This is a genomic window from Ruegeria sp. AK4, assembly GCF_056541025.1.
This window is the reverse complement of the sequence record NZ_JBQFXS010000003.1, coordinates 58,527-76,860: the sequence shown is the minus strand read 5'-3', so window position 1 is coordinate 76,860 and position 18,334 is coordinate 58,527. Positions and strand designations below refer to the sequence as shown.

General features: G+C 61.6%; 18 protein-coding genes. 5 read left to right on the top strand and 13 right to left on the bottom strand.

The genetic code is table 11. The features are described from left to right. Nucleotides 1–18: 18 nt before the first annotated feature. From ACR0EZ_RS06755 to hslO, 5 genes are all read right to left on the bottom strand, one after another. Nucleotides 19–1,851, bottom strand: coding sequence for an ABC transporter ATP-binding protein (locus ACR0EZ_RS06755; RefSeq protein ID WP_480611887.1), 1,833 nt, complete (start codon nt 1,849–1,851; stop codon nt 19–21). Beyond that, nucleotides 1,848–3,686 (bottom strand): ABC transporter ATP-binding protein, encoded by a 1,839-nt coding sequence (locus ACR0EZ_RS06750; protein WP_480611886.1) that lies wholly within the window; start codon nt 3,684–3,686, stop codon nt 1,848–1,850. The genes ACR0EZ_RS06755 and ACR0EZ_RS06750 overlap by 4 nt, the downstream gene beginning before the upstream one ends. A 196-nt stretch (nt 3,687–3,882) precedes the next feature. Beyond that, the gene (locus ACR0EZ_RS06745; RefSeq protein ID WP_480611885.1) at nt 3,883–5,037 is read right to left on the bottom strand and encodes a CCA tRNA nucleotidyltransferase; all 1,155 of its coding nucleotides are present in this window, start codon (nt 5,035–5,037) and stop codon (nt 3,883–3,885) included. Next, a complete protein-coding gene (locus tag ACR0EZ_RS06740) occupies nt 5,034–5,648 on the bottom strand; it encodes a CoA pyrophosphatase (protein ID WP_480611884.1) in 615 nt (204 codons plus the stop codon). Before ACR0EZ_RS06740 ends, ACR0EZ_RS06745 begins: the two co-directional genes overlap by 4 nt. Further along, nucleotides 5,623–6,609 (bottom strand): Hsp33 family molecular chaperone HslO, encoded by a 987-nt coding sequence (gene hslO, locus ACR0EZ_RS06735; RefSeq protein ID WP_480611883.1) that lies wholly within the window; start codon nt 6,607–6,609, stop codon nt 5,623–5,625. Before hslO ends, ACR0EZ_RS06740 begins: the two co-directional genes overlap by 26 nt. 76 nt (nt 6,610–6,685) lie before the next feature. Here hslO and ACR0EZ_RS06730 point away from each other — a divergent pair, with 76 nt between their 5' ends. After that, nucleotides 6,686–7,129 carry an NUDIX hydrolase gene (locus ACR0EZ_RS06730; protein WP_480611882.1) on the top strand — a complete coding sequence of 148 codons (444 nt, stop codon included), beginning with the start codon at nt 6,686–6,688 and terminating at the stop codon, nt 7,127–7,129. On the opposite strand, the gene ACR0EZ_RS06725 is transcribed toward ACR0EZ_RS06730, so the two are convergent. Beyond that, nucleotides 7,126–8,418, bottom strand: coding sequence for a PP2C family protein-serine/threonine phosphatase (locus ACR0EZ_RS06725; RefSeq protein ID WP_480611881.1), 1,293 nt, complete (start codon nt 8,416–8,418; stop codon nt 7,126–7,128). The genes ACR0EZ_RS06730 and ACR0EZ_RS06725 overlap by 4 nt on opposite strands. A 126-nt stretch (nt 8,419–8,544) precedes the next feature. Here ACR0EZ_RS06725 and ACR0EZ_RS06720 point away from each other — a divergent pair, with 126 nt between their 5' ends. Further along, on the top strand, nt 8,545–8,874 hold the full coding sequence (locus ACR0EZ_RS06720) for an Hpt domain-containing protein (protein ID WP_480611880.1): 330 nt from the start codon (nt 8,545–8,547) through the stop codon (nt 8,872–8,874). A gap of 96 nt (nt 8,875–8,970) precedes the next feature. Here ACR0EZ_RS06720 and ilvA read toward each other — a convergent pair whose 3' ends face one another. Beyond that, nucleotides 8,971–10,197: a threonine ammonia-lyase IlvA gene (gene ilvA / locus ACR0EZ_RS06715; protein ID WP_480611879.1), complete on the bottom strand. Its 1,227-nt coding sequence runs from the start codon at nt 10,195–10,197 to the stop codon at nt 8,971–8,973. Nucleotides 10,198–10,256: 59 nt separating this feature from the next. After that, nucleotides 10,257–11,027: a hypothetical protein gene (locus tag ACR0EZ_RS06710; protein ID WP_480611878.1), complete on the bottom strand. Its 771-nt coding sequence runs from the start codon at nt 11,025–11,027 to the stop codon at nt 10,257–10,259. Between the two features lie 137 nt (nt 11,028–11,164). Here ACR0EZ_RS06710 and ACR0EZ_RS06705 point away from each other — a divergent pair, with 137 nt between their 5' ends. From ACR0EZ_RS06705 to ACR0EZ_RS06695, 3 genes are all read left to right on the top strand, one after another. Next, on the top strand, nt 11,165–12,391 hold the full coding sequence (locus ACR0EZ_RS06705; protein WP_480611877.1) for an argininosuccinate synthase: 1,227 nt from the start codon (nt 11,165–11,167) through the stop codon (nt 12,389–12,391). 26 nt (nt 12,392–12,417) lie between these two features. Next, nucleotides 12,418–12,822 carry a DUF1810 domain-containing protein gene (locus tag ACR0EZ_RS06700; protein ID WP_480612395.1) on the top strand — a complete coding sequence of 135 codons (405 nt, stop codon included), beginning with the start codon at nt 12,418–12,420 and terminating at the stop codon, nt 12,820–12,822. Nucleotides 12,823–12,897: 75 nt separating this feature from the next. After that, nucleotides 12,898–13,179, top strand: a complete 282-nt coding sequence (locus ACR0EZ_RS06695; RefSeq protein WP_480611876.1) for an SCP2 sterol-binding domain-containing protein — start codon at nt 12,898–12,900, stop codon at nt 13,177–13,179. Here the strand turns inward: ACR0EZ_RS06695 and ACR0EZ_RS06690 are convergent. Genes ACR0EZ_RS06690 through ACR0EZ_RS06670 form a run of 5 tightly spaced genes read right to left on the bottom strand, consistent with a single transcriptional unit; the run spans nt 13,176 to nt 18,313 of the window. After that, nucleotides 13,176–14,108, bottom strand: coding sequence for a 3-hydroxyacyl-CoA dehydrogenase NAD-binding domain-containing protein (locus ACR0EZ_RS06690; protein ID WP_480611875.1), 933 nt, complete (start codon nt 14,106–14,108; stop codon nt 13,176–13,178). The genes ACR0EZ_RS06695 and ACR0EZ_RS06690 overlap by 4 nt on opposite strands. Then, nucleotides 14,108–14,857 (bottom strand): SDR family NAD(P)-dependent oxidoreductase, encoded by a 750-nt coding sequence (locus ACR0EZ_RS06685; protein WP_480611874.1) that lies wholly within the window; start codon nt 14,855–14,857, stop codon nt 14,108–14,110. Before ACR0EZ_RS06685 ends, ACR0EZ_RS06690 begins: the two co-directional genes overlap by 1 nt. After that, nucleotides 14,854–15,645, bottom strand: coding sequence for an SDR family NAD(P)-dependent oxidoreductase (locus ACR0EZ_RS06680; protein ID WP_480611873.1), 792 nt, complete (start codon nt 15,643–15,645; stop codon nt 14,854–14,856). The genes ACR0EZ_RS06685 and ACR0EZ_RS06680 overlap by 4 nt, the downstream gene beginning before the upstream one ends. Beyond that, nucleotides 15,642–17,177 carry a choline-sulfatase gene (betC, locus tag ACR0EZ_RS06675; protein WP_480611872.1) on the bottom strand — a complete coding sequence of 512 codons (1,536 nt, stop codon included), beginning with the start codon at nt 17,175–17,177 and terminating at the stop codon, nt 15,642–15,644. The genes ACR0EZ_RS06680 and betC overlap by 4 nt, the downstream gene beginning before the upstream one ends. Continuing rightward, nucleotides 17,174–18,313, bottom strand: a complete 1,140-nt coding sequence (locus ACR0EZ_RS06670; protein ID WP_480611871.1) for an aromatic ring-hydroxylating oxygenase subunit alpha — start codon at nt 18,311–18,313, stop codon at nt 17,174–17,176. Before ACR0EZ_RS06670 ends, betC begins: the two co-directional genes overlap by 4 nt. Nucleotides 18,314–18,334 lie beyond the last annotated feature (21 nt).

The window sequence follows — 18,334 nt, the reverse complement described above, 5'->3', positions numbered from 1 at the left end:
AGAAATGCAAAAAGCCCCTTATTCAGCAGCTTCCGCCTGAATGAAGCCGCCGGACTGGCGATGCCAGAACCGGGCATAAAGCCCGCCCTGTTCCAACAGCGCCTCGTGCGTGCCGCTTTCCACGATACGTCCGTGATCCAGAACGACGATCCGGTCCATCTCGCTCAGGGTGGACAGGCGATGGGCGATGGCCAGAACCGTTTTGCCCTGCATGACCCGGTGCAGAGCGGTCTGGATCGAGGCCTCAACCTCGGAATCCAGCGCCGAGGTTGCCTCGTCCAGCACCAGAATCGGCGCGTCCTTCAGAATGGCGCGGGCCAGCGCGATGCGTTGCCGTTGCCCGCCTGACAGCTTCACGCCCCGTTCGCCAAGATGGGCGTCATAGCCGGTGCGCCCATGCGCGTCTTGTAAACCCAGAATGAACTCATGTGCCTCGGCCTTGTGTGCCGCTTCGATCAACTCGGCCTCGGATGCATCGGGGCGGCCATAGAGGATATTCTCGCGCGCTGAGCGATTGAACATCGCGGTTTCCTGCGTGACCATGCCGATCTGGCGGCGCAAACTGTCCTGCGTCACCTGCGACACGTCCTGCCCGTCAATGCAGATGGCGCCTTTTTCCCCGTCATAGAGCCTGAGCAACAGCGAAACGAGGGTGGATTTCCCCGCCCCGGACGCGCCCACGATGCCCAGTTTCTCACCGGGTTGAACCGCCAGATTCAGGTCAGTGACACCACCGATATCGCGGCCATAAGCAAAGCTGACGGCGTCGAAGGCGATGCCGCCCTCGGTCACCACCAGTTCCGTCGCCTGCGCCACATCCTCAACCCGGTCGCGCTTGGCGAGGGTTTTCATGCCGTTCTCGATCTCGCCCACATTTGCATAAAGGCCCATCAGCGTGAAACTGACCCAGCCGGTCATCTGCGCAATCCGGATCGAGATCGCGCCAGCCGCCACGATATCCCCGGGCGTCGCCATGCCGAACTGCCACAGCCACAGCGTCGCGCCCAGCAGCAGCACCGGCAGGATTCCCGCCAGCGTCATCAGGATGAACCGGAAACTGGCCGAGAGCCGACCGAAATCCAGTGACTTCTCGCGCAGATCGACCATCGCATTCCGCGCTGCCTGATCCTCGAACGCGGCATGGGCGAACAGCTTGACGGTCTTGATGTTGGTGATCGTGTCCACCACCTGCCCCGACACCATCGCCCGCGCCCCGGCCCGCGCCGCCGAACGGCGGCGGATGCGCGGCAGATACCAGCGCACCAACAGGAAATAGACCACTAGCCAGACGGCAAAGGGCAGCATGACCAGTGGATGAATAGACCCTAACAAAAGCAAAGAGCCAACCAATGAGGCCAACGCAAAGACAATCGCACTGATCGTTTCCGACACGACCGAGGCCATGGCGTTCGAGGTCTGCATCTGCTTCTGCGCGATGCGACCGGCGAAATCGTCATCGAAATAGGTGACGGACTGGCCCAGCGTCCAACGGTTCAGCTTAGCCAGAACCAGCGGCGTGATGTTGGGCATGACGATGTAGTTGTTCGACAAGGCCGACAGTCCGAAGAAGACCGGCCGCAGCAGCATAAAAAACGCCACCGCGCCGAAGATCAGCCACAGGTTCCCCGCGCTCAGCAGATCCTCGGGCCCGCTGGCGGTTGCGACATCGATGACACGGCCCAGAATCCACGCGGTTCCGGCCTCCATCGTGCCGGCAAACGCGGAAAAGAAGGCCGCCACGAACAGCATGGGCCAGGCGCCGGACAGGCTCCAGCGAATGAAAGCCCCCAGCGTTTGCGGCGGGGGCGTTTCGATGTCCTTGAACGGGTTGATGAGGTCAGCGATCCTCATTCAGCGGCCTCCGGGTTCATGAAACCCCCAGATTGCCGCGACCAGAACTGGGCGTAAAGACCGCCCTGCGCCAGCAGGTCGGCATGACTGCCCTCTTCCACGATCCGGCCCGCATCCATCACCAGAATGCGATCCATCTGGGCAATGGTGCTCAGCCGGTGGGCAATGGCGATCACGGTTTTGCCCTGCATCATGCCGTAGAGGGTCTCCTGAATGGACGCTTCGACCTCGGAATCTAGGGCGGATGTCGCCTCGTCCAACAGCAATATCGGTGCATCTTTCAGGATCACCCGCGCCAGCGTCACCCGCTGCCGCTGACCGCCCGACAGTTTCACGCCGCGTTCACCCACATGCGCGTCATAGCCGGTGCGCCCCTGCGGGTCTTGCAGGTCGAGGATGAACTCATGCGCCTCGGCCTGTTTTGCGGCGGCGATCATCTGCGCCTCGGTCGCGTCCGGACGGCCATAGAGGATGTTGTCGCGGACCGAGCGGTGCAGCAAGGCGCTGTCCTGCTGCACCATGCCGATATGCTGGCGCAAACTGTCCTGCGTCACGCCCGCAATATTCTGATCGTCAATCAGGATCGCACCGCGTTCGACGTCATAAAACCGCAAAAGCAGCTTCACCAGGGTCGATTTCCCGGCCCCGGACCGCCCGATCAGGCCGATCTTTTCACCCGGGTGGATGGTCATGTTGACGTGATCCAGCCCGCCGGTCGTGCGGCCATAATGGTGCGACAGATCGCGCACCTGAATCTCACCTTTGGTCAGGTTCAGCGGTTTCGCTGCGGGCGCGTCCAGCAGATCGATGGGCTGGGCAATGGTCTCCATCCCTTCCGAGACGATCCCCAGCTCGCGGAAGAAACTGGTCAGCGCCCACATGATCCAGCCGGTCATGGCATTCAGCCGCAGGGTCAGAGCGGTCGCGGCAGCGACCACACCGACCGAGGCGCTGCCCTGCATCCACAGCGAAATCGCCCAGCCCACGACACCCACGATCAGCAGACCGTTCAGCGCCACCAGCACGGCATCCATGATGGTGAAAATCCGCATCTCGATCTGGAAAGTGCGGCGGGTTTCCTCGATCGCCTCGCGCGCATAGTCCAACTCCTGCGTGTCATGGGCGAACATCTTGACCGAATGGATGTTGGTATAACTGTCCACCACCCGCCCGGTCACCGTGGATCGCGCGTCCGAGGCCGCCTTGGACGCGGGCCCGACCCGCCGCACCGTCCAGCGCACCAGCAGGGCGTAGAAGACAAACCAGATCAGCAACGGGATCAGCAGCCGCGGATCGGCGGCATACAGAAGGATCGCGGCGCCGATCATATAGGCCAGCGAGAAGGAAATGGCGTCAAAAACCTGAAACACCACCTCACCCGCTGCGGGCGGGGTCTGCATGATACGGTTGGCGATGCGCCCGGCGAAATCGTTCTCGAACCAGCCGACCGACTGGCGCAGCACGTGCTTGTGTGCCCGCCAGCGGATCAGCGTGCCGAAATTCGGCAGGATGGTGTTATTCAGCAGCAGCACATCGACCAGATGCAGCAGCGGGCGCAGAAACAGAACAAATGCGGCCATCAGCAGCAGCTCGGTCCCGTGGTCCTGCCACACTTCGGCTGGGGAGCCGCCCAGCAGGTCAACAACACGGCCCATGTAATAGATCAGCCCGATCTCGACCCCCGCAACGATGACCGAGATCAGCCCCGCCCAGAAGAACACCCGAAAGAACGGGCGCGAGTAGTTCAGCATGAACGGCCACAAGCGCGTCGGCGGCCTGTCGGATTCCGTATAGGCAACAAAAGGGTCTACAAGGTTTTCGAAATAGCGAAACATGGAGGGTGCTCCGATTGAGCGGGTAAATCAGGACATGCGAAGAAAGATGGCGCCAGAACACCACCCTTACGGGTCGAGCGTTCCGGCTTTAGCCGAACCAGATCCCGTAATACATTCGCATGCCTCCCTCCAAATCAGGTACAGGCGCACGTAACCACAAACGCGCGAATTTGTCATCCCCTTTTGAGACTTCCCGCTACTCGGCCAGCAGATCGTCGCGGGTCAGGGCAAATCCCGAGGCGATCCAGCGCGCCTCGAGCTCGGCCAGTTTTTTGCCCAGCGCCGGGCCGGTGAAATCGGGTATCAGGTCTGCGGCCTTGATCGGGAACCGGGCGGCGGCCCCCTGATGCAACGCGGTTTTCAGGTCGTCCGACCACGGCTGTTCCAGAAAGGCGCAGCGCAGCAGGGTTTCGTGCAGGCCGCCCTCATCCCCGTAGCGATAGCCCAGTTCGGCCACGCTGGTTGTGCCGGCGGCCTCGTCCCGCATGCGGGTCAGGCGTTGCAGTTGCGCGCGGCTCAGGCGCAGGGTGACGGCCTCGTCGGGGGATGCAATGGCCGCCAGTCGGCGCACCGGGTCCGGTGCCGCGCCTGCGGCCTGTTCCAGATGGATCAACGGGGCCAACGCCCGGTCATCCGCCCCCGGCAGCAGCTGCGCCAGAACGCCGGCGCTGCGCATCGCCGCCACGGAGGGGGCCGGATCGGGCGCGCCCAACAGTTTGAGCAACTCCGCCCCCACCCGTTCGCGGGACAGCGCCGCCAGACCGTCCAGATTTGCCGCAATCGCCGCCAGCGCGTCGGCATCGAACCCGGCCTCGGGGTTGCCGTACCAGGCGTGAAACCGGAAATAGCGCAGCGAGCGCAGATAATCCTCGCGAATGCGATGGGCGGCGGTTCCGATGAAGCGCACGTGCCGCGCCTGAAGGTCCGGCAGGCCATCAAGCGGGTCTAACACGGTGCCATCGGGCCGGGCATAGATCGCATTCATGGTGAAATCGCGCCGCGCCGCGTCTTCTTCGACCTTGTCCGAAAACGCCACAACGGCGCGCCGCCCGTCGGTTTCGACATCGCGGCGAAAGGTGGTGATCTCGTGCGGGACACCCTGGCTGACCACGGTGATCGTGCCGTGATCCATACCGGTGGGGATCGCCTTTAGGCCCGCGCCCAGCGCCAGTTCAACAACCCGGTCCGGGCGCGCATCGGTGGCGATGTCGATATCCGAGACCGGCGCACCCAGCAGCGCATTGCGCACGCAACCGCCGACAAACAGCGCCTGCGCACCCGATCCGGTCAGCGCGGCACATACCGCCTGAGTCGCAGGCTCTGATACCCACGGCGCTTTGATCTGCTTCATTCACTCACCCGTGCTGCCAGCCCCCGCAAGATGCGGGCCGTCGCGCCCCAGATGTAATAGGGACCGAAGGGCACTGTGAAGTATTTTCGCCTGTGGCCACGCCAGCGGCGGGACTCGATCTGATAGTTCACGGGGTCCAGAACATGGGTCAAAGGGACCGAGAACACCTCGTCGACCTCTCCCGGTTCGGGTTCGGGCTGAAACGGCTGCCGGATGATTGCCACCACCGGCGTGATCGAAAAGGATGTCACCGTCTCATGCGTCGGCAGAAAACCCAGAACCTCGGGTAACTCCCTTGGCAGGCCGATTTCCTCATCGGCCTCGCGCAGGGCGGCGGCGGTGACATCGGCGTCGCCCTCATCCTGCTTGCCGCCCGGAAAAGCGATCTGGCCGGGATGGTGTTTCAGGGCCGAGGACCGTTTCGTCAGAATCAGACGCGGCGTGTTGCCGTTGACTAAGATCGGCACCAGAACACCCGCCGGGCGCAGCTTGCGCCCCGGCGGCAGGACGGTTTCCGGATTCAGGTCAAAATCGCTGGACCCGTGACCGGGGCGGCCCAAAGCCGCCCGGATCATGGCGCTGGGGTCATGCACCTGCGGCATCATCGGCATCGAAGCCGACCGTCGCCGGATCAAGCACGTAATGCGCACCGCAGAACTGGCAGTCGGCGGTCACGTCACCCTCGGGCGTGGTCATCTTTTCGATGTCCTTGGCCGAATAGATCGACAGGCTTTGCCGCACCCGATCCTCGGAACAGGTGCAGCCGAACTGCACCGATTGCGCGTCGTAGACCCGCGGCTGTTCCTCGTGAAACAGGCGGATCAGAAGGTCGGTGGGCGCAACCGAGGGGCCGATCATTTCCAGATCCTCGACCGTATCCAGCAGAATGTTGACACGGTCCCAGTTCTCGCCCTCTTCCCCGTCAACCAGATCGGTAGCGGTCAAAATCTCGCCGGTGCCTTCGCCCGACGCGGCAAAGGGCGAGGCTTTGGGCATATGCTGCAACATGATCCCGCCCGCGCGCCAATGTTCACCGACACCCGGCTCGGTCGATTTGCCGAAGCTCAGCGAGAACCGGGTCGGCAACTGTTCGGATTGCGCAAAATACGCCTCGGCGCAGGCGCTGATCGAGCCTCCGGCAAGGGGTGTGATCCCCTGATAGGGCTGCGTGCCTTCGCCCTGATCGATCATGATCGCGAAATAGCCTTCGCCCACCTGATCGAAAGGCGTGCTGTTGGTCAGGCGATCCCGGTCGAAACTGGCATAGGCGCGGATGCGGGCCGGTTCGCCCTCGACCTTCGGGGCGTAGTAATCCGTTGCGATCATCCTCACCGCGCCCTTGGACTGCACCTGCAGCGACAGCTTCCAGCGCAAGGATACCGTCTGGCCGATCAACGCGGTCAGCAGGGCCATCTCAGCCACTAGGGCCTCGACCTGTTCGGGATAGTCGTGCTGCTTCAGGATGCCGTCCAGCACGCCATCCAGCCGGGCCACACGGCCACGCATATCCGATACATCGAGTTGAAAGGGCAGGACGGTATCGTCCCACGCGATTTTGGTTCCAAGAGACATGGGGTTTCCTTACACGCCACGGGTTGGCATACCGGCACCATATAGGTCGTACAGTTCGGGTTGTAAGGGGCCATACATGATCAGACGGTTCGGTGAAAGCCCCGAAGCCGGGCGGACATACACGCGGCGCGTCGGCGTTTACGCCCTGTTGCCGCGCGGCAGGCATCTTTTGCTGACATGCCAGACCGAACCGGGGCCGGATCTGCAGCTTCCCGGCGGCGGAATCGACCCGGGCGAATCGCCCGTTACCGCCCTGCACCGCGAAGTGTTCGAGGAAACCGGCTGGCTGGTGGCTACACCCCGGCGGGTCGGCGCGTTCCGCCGTTTCACCTATATGCCGGAATATGACCTGTGGGCCGAGAAAGTCTGCCTGATCTACCGCGCCCGCCCCGTGCGCCGGATGGGCCCGCCCTCCGAGCCGTTTCACGAGGCGCTCTGGATGGACAGCGCCGACGCGGTGGAACTTTTAGGCAATGACGGAGACCGCCATTTCGCCCGGCAGCATCTGGACGGGCTCTAGGGGCCGTTGTATTCGAAGAACACCGCTGAAACGTCATCATCCATGCCGCTGCCCGGCGACAGGGTCTGGGACAACCGCCAGAATATATCCTCCAGAAACTCGGGCCCGCCCCGCCCGGAAACACACTCCAGCGCCATCCGGCGCAGCCCGTCTTCGTCGAGCATTTCGCCATCCGCCATCTGGCATTCGGTAAACCCGTCGGAATACAGCAACAGCTTGTCGCCGGGATTCAGATGCGTTTCGATCTGCTGGAACGACACATCCGGCAGCAGCCCGATAGGCAGGCCGCCTTCGCCCAGAAACTCGGTCCTGCCATCACACCGCAGCAACAGCGGGTGCGGGTGCCCCGCCTGCACCATTTTCAGATGCCCGTTGCGCAGATCGACAATGGCATAGACCATGGTGAAATACTCTTCGACCCCGGCATCGGCCATCAGGCGGGCGTTAAGCATCTCGGCGACCTCTTCGGGCGGCAGTAACGCAAAGAACTTGTTGAACCGCTTCTCCATCGCGACGTTCTGATCGAAATGCGTGCTGGACAGATAGCCCCCAAGCCGCGCCGTCATCCTGGCCGAGGTAATGCCATGGCCGGACACATCGATACTGTAGAACCCCAGCCGGTTGACACCGGGTGAGAACATGCCCACCAGATCGCCGCCGATATGGCCGCAGGGTTTCAGCAGCAGGCTGACCCGCGACTTGCCGAACGTGCGCGTCAGTTCGGGCACCAGCGAGTCCTGAATTTTGCGTGCCTGCATCAGGTCCTTGTCGATCGCGTCATGGGCCAGCTTCAGCTCTTCCAGCGCGGATGCGATCATATTGTTCTTCTCGGACAGCTCGCGCTGCATGTCCAGAATGCGGGCCCCGGCCGAGATACGCGCGCGCAGTTCGTCCGCCTCGAGCGGTTTGATCAGGAAATCGTCAGCCCCCGCATCCAGCCCCTTTGCCACCTCCTGCTTTTCGCTTTTTGAGGTCAGCAGGATGAAATAGCTGTATTGTTCGGTCCCCAACGCCCGGAACGCGCGGCAAAATTCCAGCCCGCTCATCCCCGGCATGATCCAGTCGCTCAGCACAAGGTCCGGCGGATCGCCATTGCACAAGGCAAGCGCGGCATCACCATTGTCGGCCTCCAGCACCTCGAACCCCCATTTCTTCAAGGATGCCACCAGAATCCGCCGCTGCAGACGGCTGTCATCGACGACCAGAACTTTGCGGATCGCGCCAAAATCCTGATCTGACCTGACATCCTTTGGAAAGGTCTGTGACACTGTGAAAACCCTGCGCTGCATTTCCTGATCCGCCAGCCCGACCCTAGCGACCGTGGGTTTAACATCCGGTGAAGGGCTGCGCTTAACCGCCTGTTTACTGGCGCAGGGCTAGCTTGATGCAGGAACAATCCGATGCAGGGGGTGGCGATGATTCACTGGCCCAGAGTCAGACAATTGCGGTACGAAGTCGGCGCGGAAGAGTTTGACGAGGTGGTCGATATATTCCTGGATGAGGTGCAGGAGGTGATTGTGCGCCTGCAAAACGACCCCGCGCGGCGCGATCTGGAACAGAACCTGCATTTCCTCAAGGGCAGCGCGCTCAGCCTCGGGTTCGACCGGTTCTCGAAACTCTGTCAGGATGGCGAACGCCGGGCCGCCGCAGGCAAGCCTGCGGATGTGGACATCCCAGCCATCCTTGCCGCCTATGACGAATCGAAATCCGTCTTTCAGGCCGAACTGGCCCGGAACCTGCTTTAGATCGCTGTGCGTTTGATTTAAATCGAACTGCGCTGCCTCTGCCTTCGGTCGAACGCGCATTTCGATGAATCTGGCTCAGAAAAAATGCACAACGCTCTAGATCACGAACTGGGCCAGTGTCTCATCCTCGGTGATGTCGGTATAGGTAAACCCGGCCTCGTCCAGATGCGCGAACAGGCGCATGAAGTTCTCGGGCTTGCGGGTCTCGATCCCGATCAGAACCGAGCCGAAATTGCGCGCCGATTTCTTCATGTATTCGAACCGGGCGATGTCGTCCTCGGGGCCGAGAATGTTCAGAAACTCTTTCAGCGCGCCGGGGCGTTGCGGCAGGCGCAGGATGAAGTATTTCTTGACGCCGGAATACCGTTGCGCGCGTTCCTTGACCTCGGGCAGGCGTTCGAAATCGAAATTGCCGCCGGACGTCACGCAAACCACGGTCTTGCCCCGGATGAAGCTTTGCACATCGGCAATGGCTTCAATCGCCAGCGCACCGGCGGGTTCCAGAACGATGCCTTCGACATTCAACATCTCGATCATGGTGGTGCAGATGCGGTCTTCGGACAGGACCAGCACGTCCGACAGGTGCCTGTTCTTCAACAACTCAAACGGCTTTGCGCCGATCCGGCCCACCGCCGCGCCATCGACGAAATTGCCCACATGATCCAGCGCCACCGGATGCCCCGCCGCCATCGCCGCATGCAGACAGGCCCCGCCTTTCGGTTCGACAAACAGGCAATGGGTGCGATCCCCGAACCAGGTCGCCACGCCCGAGGACATGCCACCGCCCCCAACCGGCAGGATCACATGATCCGGCAGACCGCCCAGTTGCTCTTCGATCTCGACCGCCAATGAGGCCTGCCCTTCGATCACATCCTCATCATCGAAAGGCGACAGAAAATGCCCGCCCTGCTCGGCACACCACGCCTGCGCGGCGGCGAGCGTGTCGTCAAAATAGTCGCCGGTCAGGTGGATCTCGATATTGTCACCGCCAAAGATGCGGGTTTTCTGGATTTTCTGCTGCGGTGTGGTCACCGGCATGAAGATCACGCCGCGCACGTTCAGATGCTTGCACATAAACGCCACGCCCTGCGCGTGATTGCCCGCGCTGGCACAGACGAACAGATCCTGCCCCTGCTGCTTGCGCATCGCGTTGAACGCGCCCCGGATCTTGTAGGACCGCACCGGGCTGAGGTCCTCTCGCTTGAGCCAGATATCGGCCCCGTAGCGATCGGACAGATGGGCATTGCGCTGCAGGGGCGTTGCCGGAAACACAGTGCGCATCGCCTGTTCGGCAGCGCGGGCGCGGGTCAGGAAATCGGTCATGCGCCTGTCAGTGGCTTATCCTGAGCAAAAGGGCAAGGAATACATATGTGTACGGGTGGTCAGGCCAGCTGGCGTTTTTCGACATAGATACCGTACACTGTGGTCAACACGCTGACATTCACCAGCGACAGGATCAGCCCGATAATCGTCTGGCTGGCAATGCCGATGATCGGCAGAAATTGTGTCGCCATGATCAGAAGCACCGCGACGGCAAGTTGCGCGAACAGCATGAATGCGGCCGTGACAATCAGGATTCCATTGGTCCCCGCAGTCGCGTCTTTGGCGGCTTTCAGCCCGAAGGGCGTGCCAATCGCCGCTGCGGGCAGAACAGCGCCCAATCTCAGAAACACCAGATAGACAAGGACCAGCACAAACAACGGCACGACCTGTGCGATCACGCCAAAGAACGGAATTGCCGAAAGCACCGCACCAATCACCACCAGCGGCACTGAAAAGCACACAGCGGCGACAAGACAAATCGCGATCAGTAGGAACGAATACCCAATATAGTCAAAAAAGCGATCCGCCCGGAAAGACGGAATCCATCCGGTCGGATATTCCTCGAGCAAGACAAAGCGGTGCCACGCCACGCAGATCCATATGGTCACGATGAAACTGACCAGACCAACGCCCAAACCCACAAACAAACCTTCGGGTGAAGGTGCCAGTTCCGTGCCTTCTACCGCGATCAAAGACGGGGCGGCGGCTTGCAGCACAAAGGTGCTGAACAGCGCCGCCAGGACGTTGGGCACCAGACCGATCTGCAACGCCTCTTTCAGATTGCGGAACACCATCCGCACCGAATGCACGACAATCTTCCAGCCCAGCATCTAACCCGTCCTCAACCTGTTCTTGTTCTCTTTCGTTCCGTTTCACCCCAATTCCCGCCTGTGGTCAACGCACATAACTTGCCCCCGCGTCCAAAACCCGCTAGGGGCCAAGCGTTCTACGCATAAAGGGAAGTCAGATGTCCGCGCCCAAGAAAGTTGTTCTGGCCTATTCCGGTGGCCTCGATACCTCGATCATCCTGAAATGGCTGCAGACCGAGTATGGCTGTGAGGTCGTGACCTTCACCGCCGATCTGGGTCAGGGCGAGGAACTGGAGCCCGCCCGAAAAAAGGCCGAGCTGCTGGGGATCAAGCCCGAGAACATCTATATCGAGGATATCCGCGAGGAATTCGTCCGCGATTTCGTCTTCCCCATGTTCCGCGCCAATGCGCAATACGAAGGTCTGTATCTGCTGGGGACATCCATCGCGCGTCCGCTGATCTCGAAACGTCTGGTCGAGATTGCGGCAGCAACCGGTGCTGACGCTGTCGCCCACGGCGCAACCGGCAAGGGCAATGATCAGGTGCGGTTCGAACTGGCGGCTTACGCGCTGAACCCCGATATCAAGGTGATCGCCCCGTGGCGTGAATGGGACCTGACCAGCCGCACCAAGCTGCTGGAATTTGCCGAAGCCAACCAGATCCCGATTGCCAAGGACAAACGCGGCGAGGCGCCCTTCTCGGTCGATGCCAACCTGCTGCACACCTCGTCCGAGGGCAAAGTTCTGGAAGATCCCGCCGATATGGCACCCGACTACGTCTATCAGCGCACCGTCCACCCCGAGGACGCGCCAAACGAGCCCGAATTCATCGAAATCGGCTTTGAAAAAGGCGACGCGGTCAGCATCAATGGCGAGGCGATGAGCCCCGCGACGATCCTGACGAGGCTGAACGAATATGGCGGCAAGCACGGCATCGGACGCCTCGATCTGGTCGAAGGCCGCTTTGTCGGCATGAAATCCCGCGGCATCTATGAAACCCCCGGCGGCACCATCCTGCTGGAAGCGCATCGCGGCATCGAATCCATCACCATGGACCGTGGCGCGATGCATCTGAAAGACCAGCTGATGCCGCAATATGCGGAACTGATCTATAACGGGTTCTGGTACAGCCCCGAACGCGAGATGCTGCAGGCGGCCATCGACAAGAGCCAGGAACATGTCACCGGCACCGTGCGGGTGAAACTATATAAGGGTCTGGCCTCGACCGTGGGCCGCTGGTCGGATCACTCGCTGTATTCCGAGGCGCATGTGACCTTTGAAGAAGACGCCGGGGCCTATGATCAGACCGACGCGGCAGGCTTCATCCAGTTGAACGCCCTGCGCCTGAAACTGCTGGCCGCCCGCGACAAGCGTTTGTCCAAGTGATCGACGAGGACGACAACGAACTCGATATGTTCATCGAGGCGCAGGACACGGTTTGGGCCGATGTCCTGCGCGAACTGGAACAAGGGCAGAAAACCAGCCACTGGATGTGGTTCGTGTTTCCGCAACTGGCCGAGCTTGGCCAGTCGCACATGGCGCAGCTTTACGGGATCGAGGATCTGGACGAGGCTGCCAGCTATCTCAACCACCCGGAACTGCGCCGCCGCCTGACCGAAACCGCCCGGCTGATGCTGCTGCACAAGGGGCGTGACGCCACCGAGGTTCTGGGCGGGATTGACGCGAAAAAGCTGCGCTCGTCGATGACGCTGTTTTCTTCGGTCCCGGACGCGCCGGTGGAATTTCAGGCCGTTCTGGATGCTTTTTATGGCGGTCAGCCCTGCGAGCGGACGGTCTCGATTTTGCGGGAGCCTTAGGTTCCAGTCGGGTTATCCTTGATTACGCGCCTGCCCACCCGTTACCCATGTTTCACTGGCATAGGGGGGATTGGGATGCTTCAGGACATGGCCGACGGGATTCAAAAAGGGCTGAATGGCAAAAGCTTCGATGGCTCGCTGAAATTCGATTGCGGTGCGGCCGGGGTGATTGTTCTGGCCGACAATCAGGCCACGACGCAGGACCGCGACACCGACTGCACCATCCGCATCTCGCAGGACAATCTGAGCAAACTGCTGACCGGCAAGCTGAACCCGATGACCGGCGTGGCGCTGGGCAAGCTCAAGATCTCAGGCAATATGGGCGTTGCGATGAAGCTGGGGCAGTTGCTGGGTTAGGACCGGCGCAGATCGGCGATGGATTTCTGCATCGCCACGATCAGCGCGTCCCGCTGCGCGGACAATTCCGCCGGGGTCTTTCCGTTGGCCTGCGCCGCGATGCCGTCTGCAAGCTGCTGCGCGACATCATCGGTCAGATAGACCTGACCCAGATCGTCCCACCAACCGTTGAACGTATCGGTGAAGTGGTCGCAGAACGCTTTCAGCCCGCCCTCGCCGGCCCCGAGGTTGAACAGCATGGTCGGCCCCATCGCCGCCCATCGAACCCCCGGCCCGGCCCAGACCGCCTTGTCCACATCCTCGACCGAGGCAACGCCCGAGACCACAAGGTGGATCGCCTCGCGCCACAGCGCGGCCTGCAGCCGGTTTGCCACATGGCCGGGCACCTCTTTGTTCACGCGGATCGTGGTCTTGCCGACGCTTTCGTAAAAGGCCTGCGCGGCCTCGACCACTTCATCGGCTGTTTTGTCATTCCCCATCACCTCGACCAAGGGGATCAGATGTGGCGGGTTGAACGGGTGCCCCAGCACAAAACGGGATGGATCGGTCCAGCCCGGTTGCATCTGGCCCAGCGTCAGGCCCGAAGCGGAACTGGCGACGATGGCGTCGGGGGTCAGTGCAGGCTCGATCTCGGCAAAGGTTGCGTGCTTGATCGGCAGGCGCTCGGGCACGTTTTCCTGCACAAACCCTGCACCCTGCACCGCGTCCGCAGCGCTGGAAGGGAAACTGATCGCGTCCGGGGTGCCATTTTCGGTCAGGCCCAGCGCATCCAGTGTTGGCCATGCGGTTTCGACATAGTGGCGCACCTTTCGCTCGACCCCGGGGTCGGGGTCAAACAGGGCCACCGAGCGCCCCGACGCCAGAAACAGCGCCGCCCAGCTGGCCCCGATAACGCCGCCGCCCAGACAGGCCGTGTGTTTTGTTTCCATCAGAACAATCCCGGATTAAGCGGTGAGGCCGCCGTCAGGCCGCCATCGATGGTGAACAACTGGCCGGTGGCAAACCCGGCCTCGTCCGAGGCCAGCCAGACCGCCATGCTGGCAATGTCCCCGGGCCTGCCGAACCGGCGCATGGCGTGACGGGCAAGTGCATCCCGGCGCGCGGCATCAGGGTCTTGGGCCAGGTCGAACCCGGCGTCCAGCATACCCGTTTCGATCCAGCCGGGGCAGATCGCATTGCAGCGGATGCGGGGGCCATGATCAACCGCAATGGAACGGGTCAGCCCGTGCACAAACGCCTTGGACGCGTTGTAAAGCGCCATGGACGGATCGGCGTTTTGCCCTGAAATAGAGCCTATATTGATGATCGATCCACCATCGGACATCCGGGGGATATGGGCACGGCACAGGTTGAAAACGCCCCGGCAATTGGTGCCGATCACCGCCTCCCAATCCGCGTCCGTGCTATCCGAGACGGTCTTTTCCACCTGCACGCCCGCGTTGTTTACAAGGATGTCTGTGCCATCGGTGATCTGGGCCAGGTCTTCGACCGCCGCCGCGTCGGTGACATTCAGCTGATACCACCGGACGTTTTGATCCAGCCCCTCGGGCCGTGACCCCCGGCCGCAGGTCGTGACCGTTGCGCCTTCGCGAGCAAACGCCTCGACAATCCCCCGCCCGATGCCCTGCCGCCCGCCTGTCACCAAAGCCCGTTTCCCTGCCAGCCGCAGCGTCGTCATAGCTTCATCTGCTGAACCTGCGCGCTCAGCCCTCCGTCCAGTACCCAAAGCTGGCCGCTGGCATACCGCGCCTCGTCCGAGGCCAGCCAGTTGACCAGATTGGCGATGTCGTCCGGCGTGCCGTAACTGCGCATCGGGTGCACATCACGCACGGCTTGCTGCAACTGGTCGATACTCTTGCCGCCGCCGCCCGAGCCATCTCCGGTGAAAAAGCTTTGCAACATGGGGGTGTCGACATAGCCGGGGCAGATGGCGTTGACGCGGATGCCCTCTGGCCCGTGATCGCAAGCCATAGCGCGGGTCAGGGCGTGCACCGCGCCCTTGGTAGCGCAATAGGCGGCAAGGCCGGGATCGGCGATGAACCCGTCATAGCTGCCGAAATTGATGATCGAGGCGGTACCCCCTGATGCAGCCTTGCGCATCAACGGCAGCGCGTGTTTCGAGGTCAGAAACGTGCCGGTAACATTGACCGCAAAAGACAGGTTCCATTCCTCAAGCGTGGTCACTTCGATGGTCTTTTCGATCTCGATCCCCGCCGCATTGACCAGAATGTCCAGCTTGCCCGCCTCGGCCCCGACCTGTTCCATCGCGGCAATCGCATCTGCTTCCTGCGTGACATCCAGTTTCACGAAAATACTGCCGTCATCGTCATGGGCCGCCAAGGACCCTTCAGGCGTCAGATCAGCGGCATAGACCCGCGCGCCCTCGCGCAGAAAGCGCGAGACGATGGCGCGCCCGATACCGCCGCGCCCGCCTGTCACCAAGGCGGTCTTGCCCTGCAGCATCATTCATTGCCCTCCTTCAATGGCGGATAGCGATAGCGGGTTGCGGCAACGGTCCAGTCCATATGGTTGCGCACATATTCCTGCGTGGCATCGCGCGGCGGGGTGTAATCCCAGGGGTCGTCCGCGCCCGCCTCCATCGCCGCATGCAGCGCGCGGCGGGATTTCTGGGTGGCGATCACGTTGGCGCGGAGTTGTTCGCTGTTCCATCGCCGCGCAACCTCGGCGGCAAAACCGGCGGCGGGATTTGCGTAGGCCGGATCATCCGCCAGATTCACTTGTTCCAGCGGATCAGCGGCCAGATCATACAGCTGCGGCGGGTCCGCGTCGCAATGGATGTATTTGAGCGATCCGCGCCGGATCATGAACACCGGATAGGGCGTCATCTCGGCGCAATATTCGCCGATGGCTTCGTCCACCGGATCGCCCTCACCCCGTGCCAGAGGCATCAGAGAGCGCCCGTCAATCGGTTCGCCGTAGATCGCATCGGACCCTCCGGCAATGTCCACAAAAGTTGGCATCAGATCGAGCAGAGAACAGGCGTTCGAGGCTGAACCTTGGGCAACACCGGGCCCCGCCATGATCAGGGGCACGCGGGCCGAGTGTTCAAAGAAGTTCATCTTGTACCACAACCCCCGCTCACCCAGCATATCGCCATGATCGGCGGTGACAATGACGATGGTGTTGTCCAGTTCGCCGATATCCTCCAGCGCCTTCACCATCGCGCCCACTTTACTGTCGAAGTAACTGACATTGGCCAGATAGGCGCGGCGAGCGCGCAGGATTTCCGCGTTGCTCAGGGGCACGAAGCTGGCCTCGATCCCGTCCATCACCCGGCGCGAGAACGGGTCCTGTTCTTCAGCCGTCAGGGTGAACTCGGGCATCGGAACGTCCGCATCCGCATAAAGGGCCCACCATTCCGGCTTGGCCACATAAGGATCATGCGGGTGAATGAAACTGGCGACCAGACAGAACGGGGCATCATCCCCGGCGGCGCGATCCCGGCCCCGGTCGATCAGCCAGCGCCGGGCGGCGAACTCGACCTCATCATCGTAATCGGTCTGGAAAGTGGCAATCGCCTCGCCGCTTTCCTTGACCGTCTGCATGTTGTGATACCACTTGTCGATGCGTTCGTCCGGGGCTTCCCAATCCGGGGTCCAGGCAAAATCGGCGGGGTAGATATCGGTGGTCACGCGATCCTGAAACCCGTGTTTCTGGTCGGGACCGATGAAATGCATCTTGCCCGACAGACAGGTGCGATAGCCCAGCGTCTGCAGGTAATGCGCAAAGGTCGGGACCGAGGCGCGAAACTCACTGGCATTGTCATAGGCGGCAATCCGGCTGATCAACTGCCCGGACATGAAGGCAAAGCGCGACGGCGCACAAAGGGGCGAATTGCAATAGGCCGCATCAAACCGCATCCCCCTTGTGGCCAACGCATCGATATGAGGGGTCCTGACCGTTGGATGGCCGTAAGCGCCGCAAAACTGCGGCGCCAGCTGGTCGGCCATGATCACAACGATGTTGGGCCGCCTCACGGCGCGGCCTGTGCGTAGGCGTCCAGAACCAGCCCGTGGAAATGATGCACGGCGTGTTCCGATTTGCCCGAGCCGTTGGGGTCATGCACGATCCGTCCTTGCGTGAAGGCCGGTGTGCTCATCCCGCGCTGGACGCTTTCGACGATGTCGATGTCTTCGCGTTGCAGAACCTCGTCGAGATAGCGGATGGCTTCCAGCTCTGCCTCATCCGGCTCGGGAGTTTCGAGGAAGAAATCATAGGTCTCGAGCGTGCGGTCGGGGCCCAGGGGAATGATGTTCAGCACGATCATCGAGGACCGCCCCGGATAACGCATCAGGCAGGTCGTCGGCCACAGCCACCAGACCGCATGGGTGCGCACGGTGGCGTTTGACACGTCATAGGCGGTGTTCGCACCCTTGCCTGCCTCGGCCATGTGGCTGGAGTAGATGCCGTAGGTGGTCACCTTGTAGGTGTCCATATCCACCAGATCGCAGAAATCCTTATGCGCGGTCGGGCAGTGGTAGCATTCCAGGAAATTATCAACCACGTTCTTCCAGTTCGACCTTATGTCATAGGTCAACCTGTGGCCGAAGGTCAGGTTCTCGATATCCGGGGCCCAGTGGCGGATTTCGGTTTCCAGATTGCCCGAAACCTTGTGCAAAGGGTCAGCATCAGGGTCTAAATTGACATAGACGAAACCCGCAAATTCTTCGACCTGAACCTGATCCAGACAGATGTCCCTGGTGCTGAACTCTGCCAGATTCTCCGTCTCGGGCGCGCGGACCAGTTGGCCGTCCAGCTTATAGGTCCAGGCGTGGTAGGGGCACATGATGCGGGTGGTTTCGCCCTCACCCGACAGCAGGTGATGGGCACGGTGTTTGCAGACATTGTAAAAGGCGCGCAAAACCCCCTCACGGTCGCGCACCACTGCGATGGGCCGGCCCGCAATCTCGACCGTCATGTACGACCCCGGATTGCGCAGCTTTTCGACATGACAGACCCATTGCCAGGTCTTGGCGAGGATCTCGTTCAGATCGACCTGATGCCATGCCGGATCGACATAGGCCTCGGCCATAAGCGAGCTGGTGTTGAACGGGTCGGGGCTGTACCCGTCAGAGATACGCTGGAACTGGGATTCAGAGGGCAACTGGCTCATGGTCGACTCGGGTGGTTGATC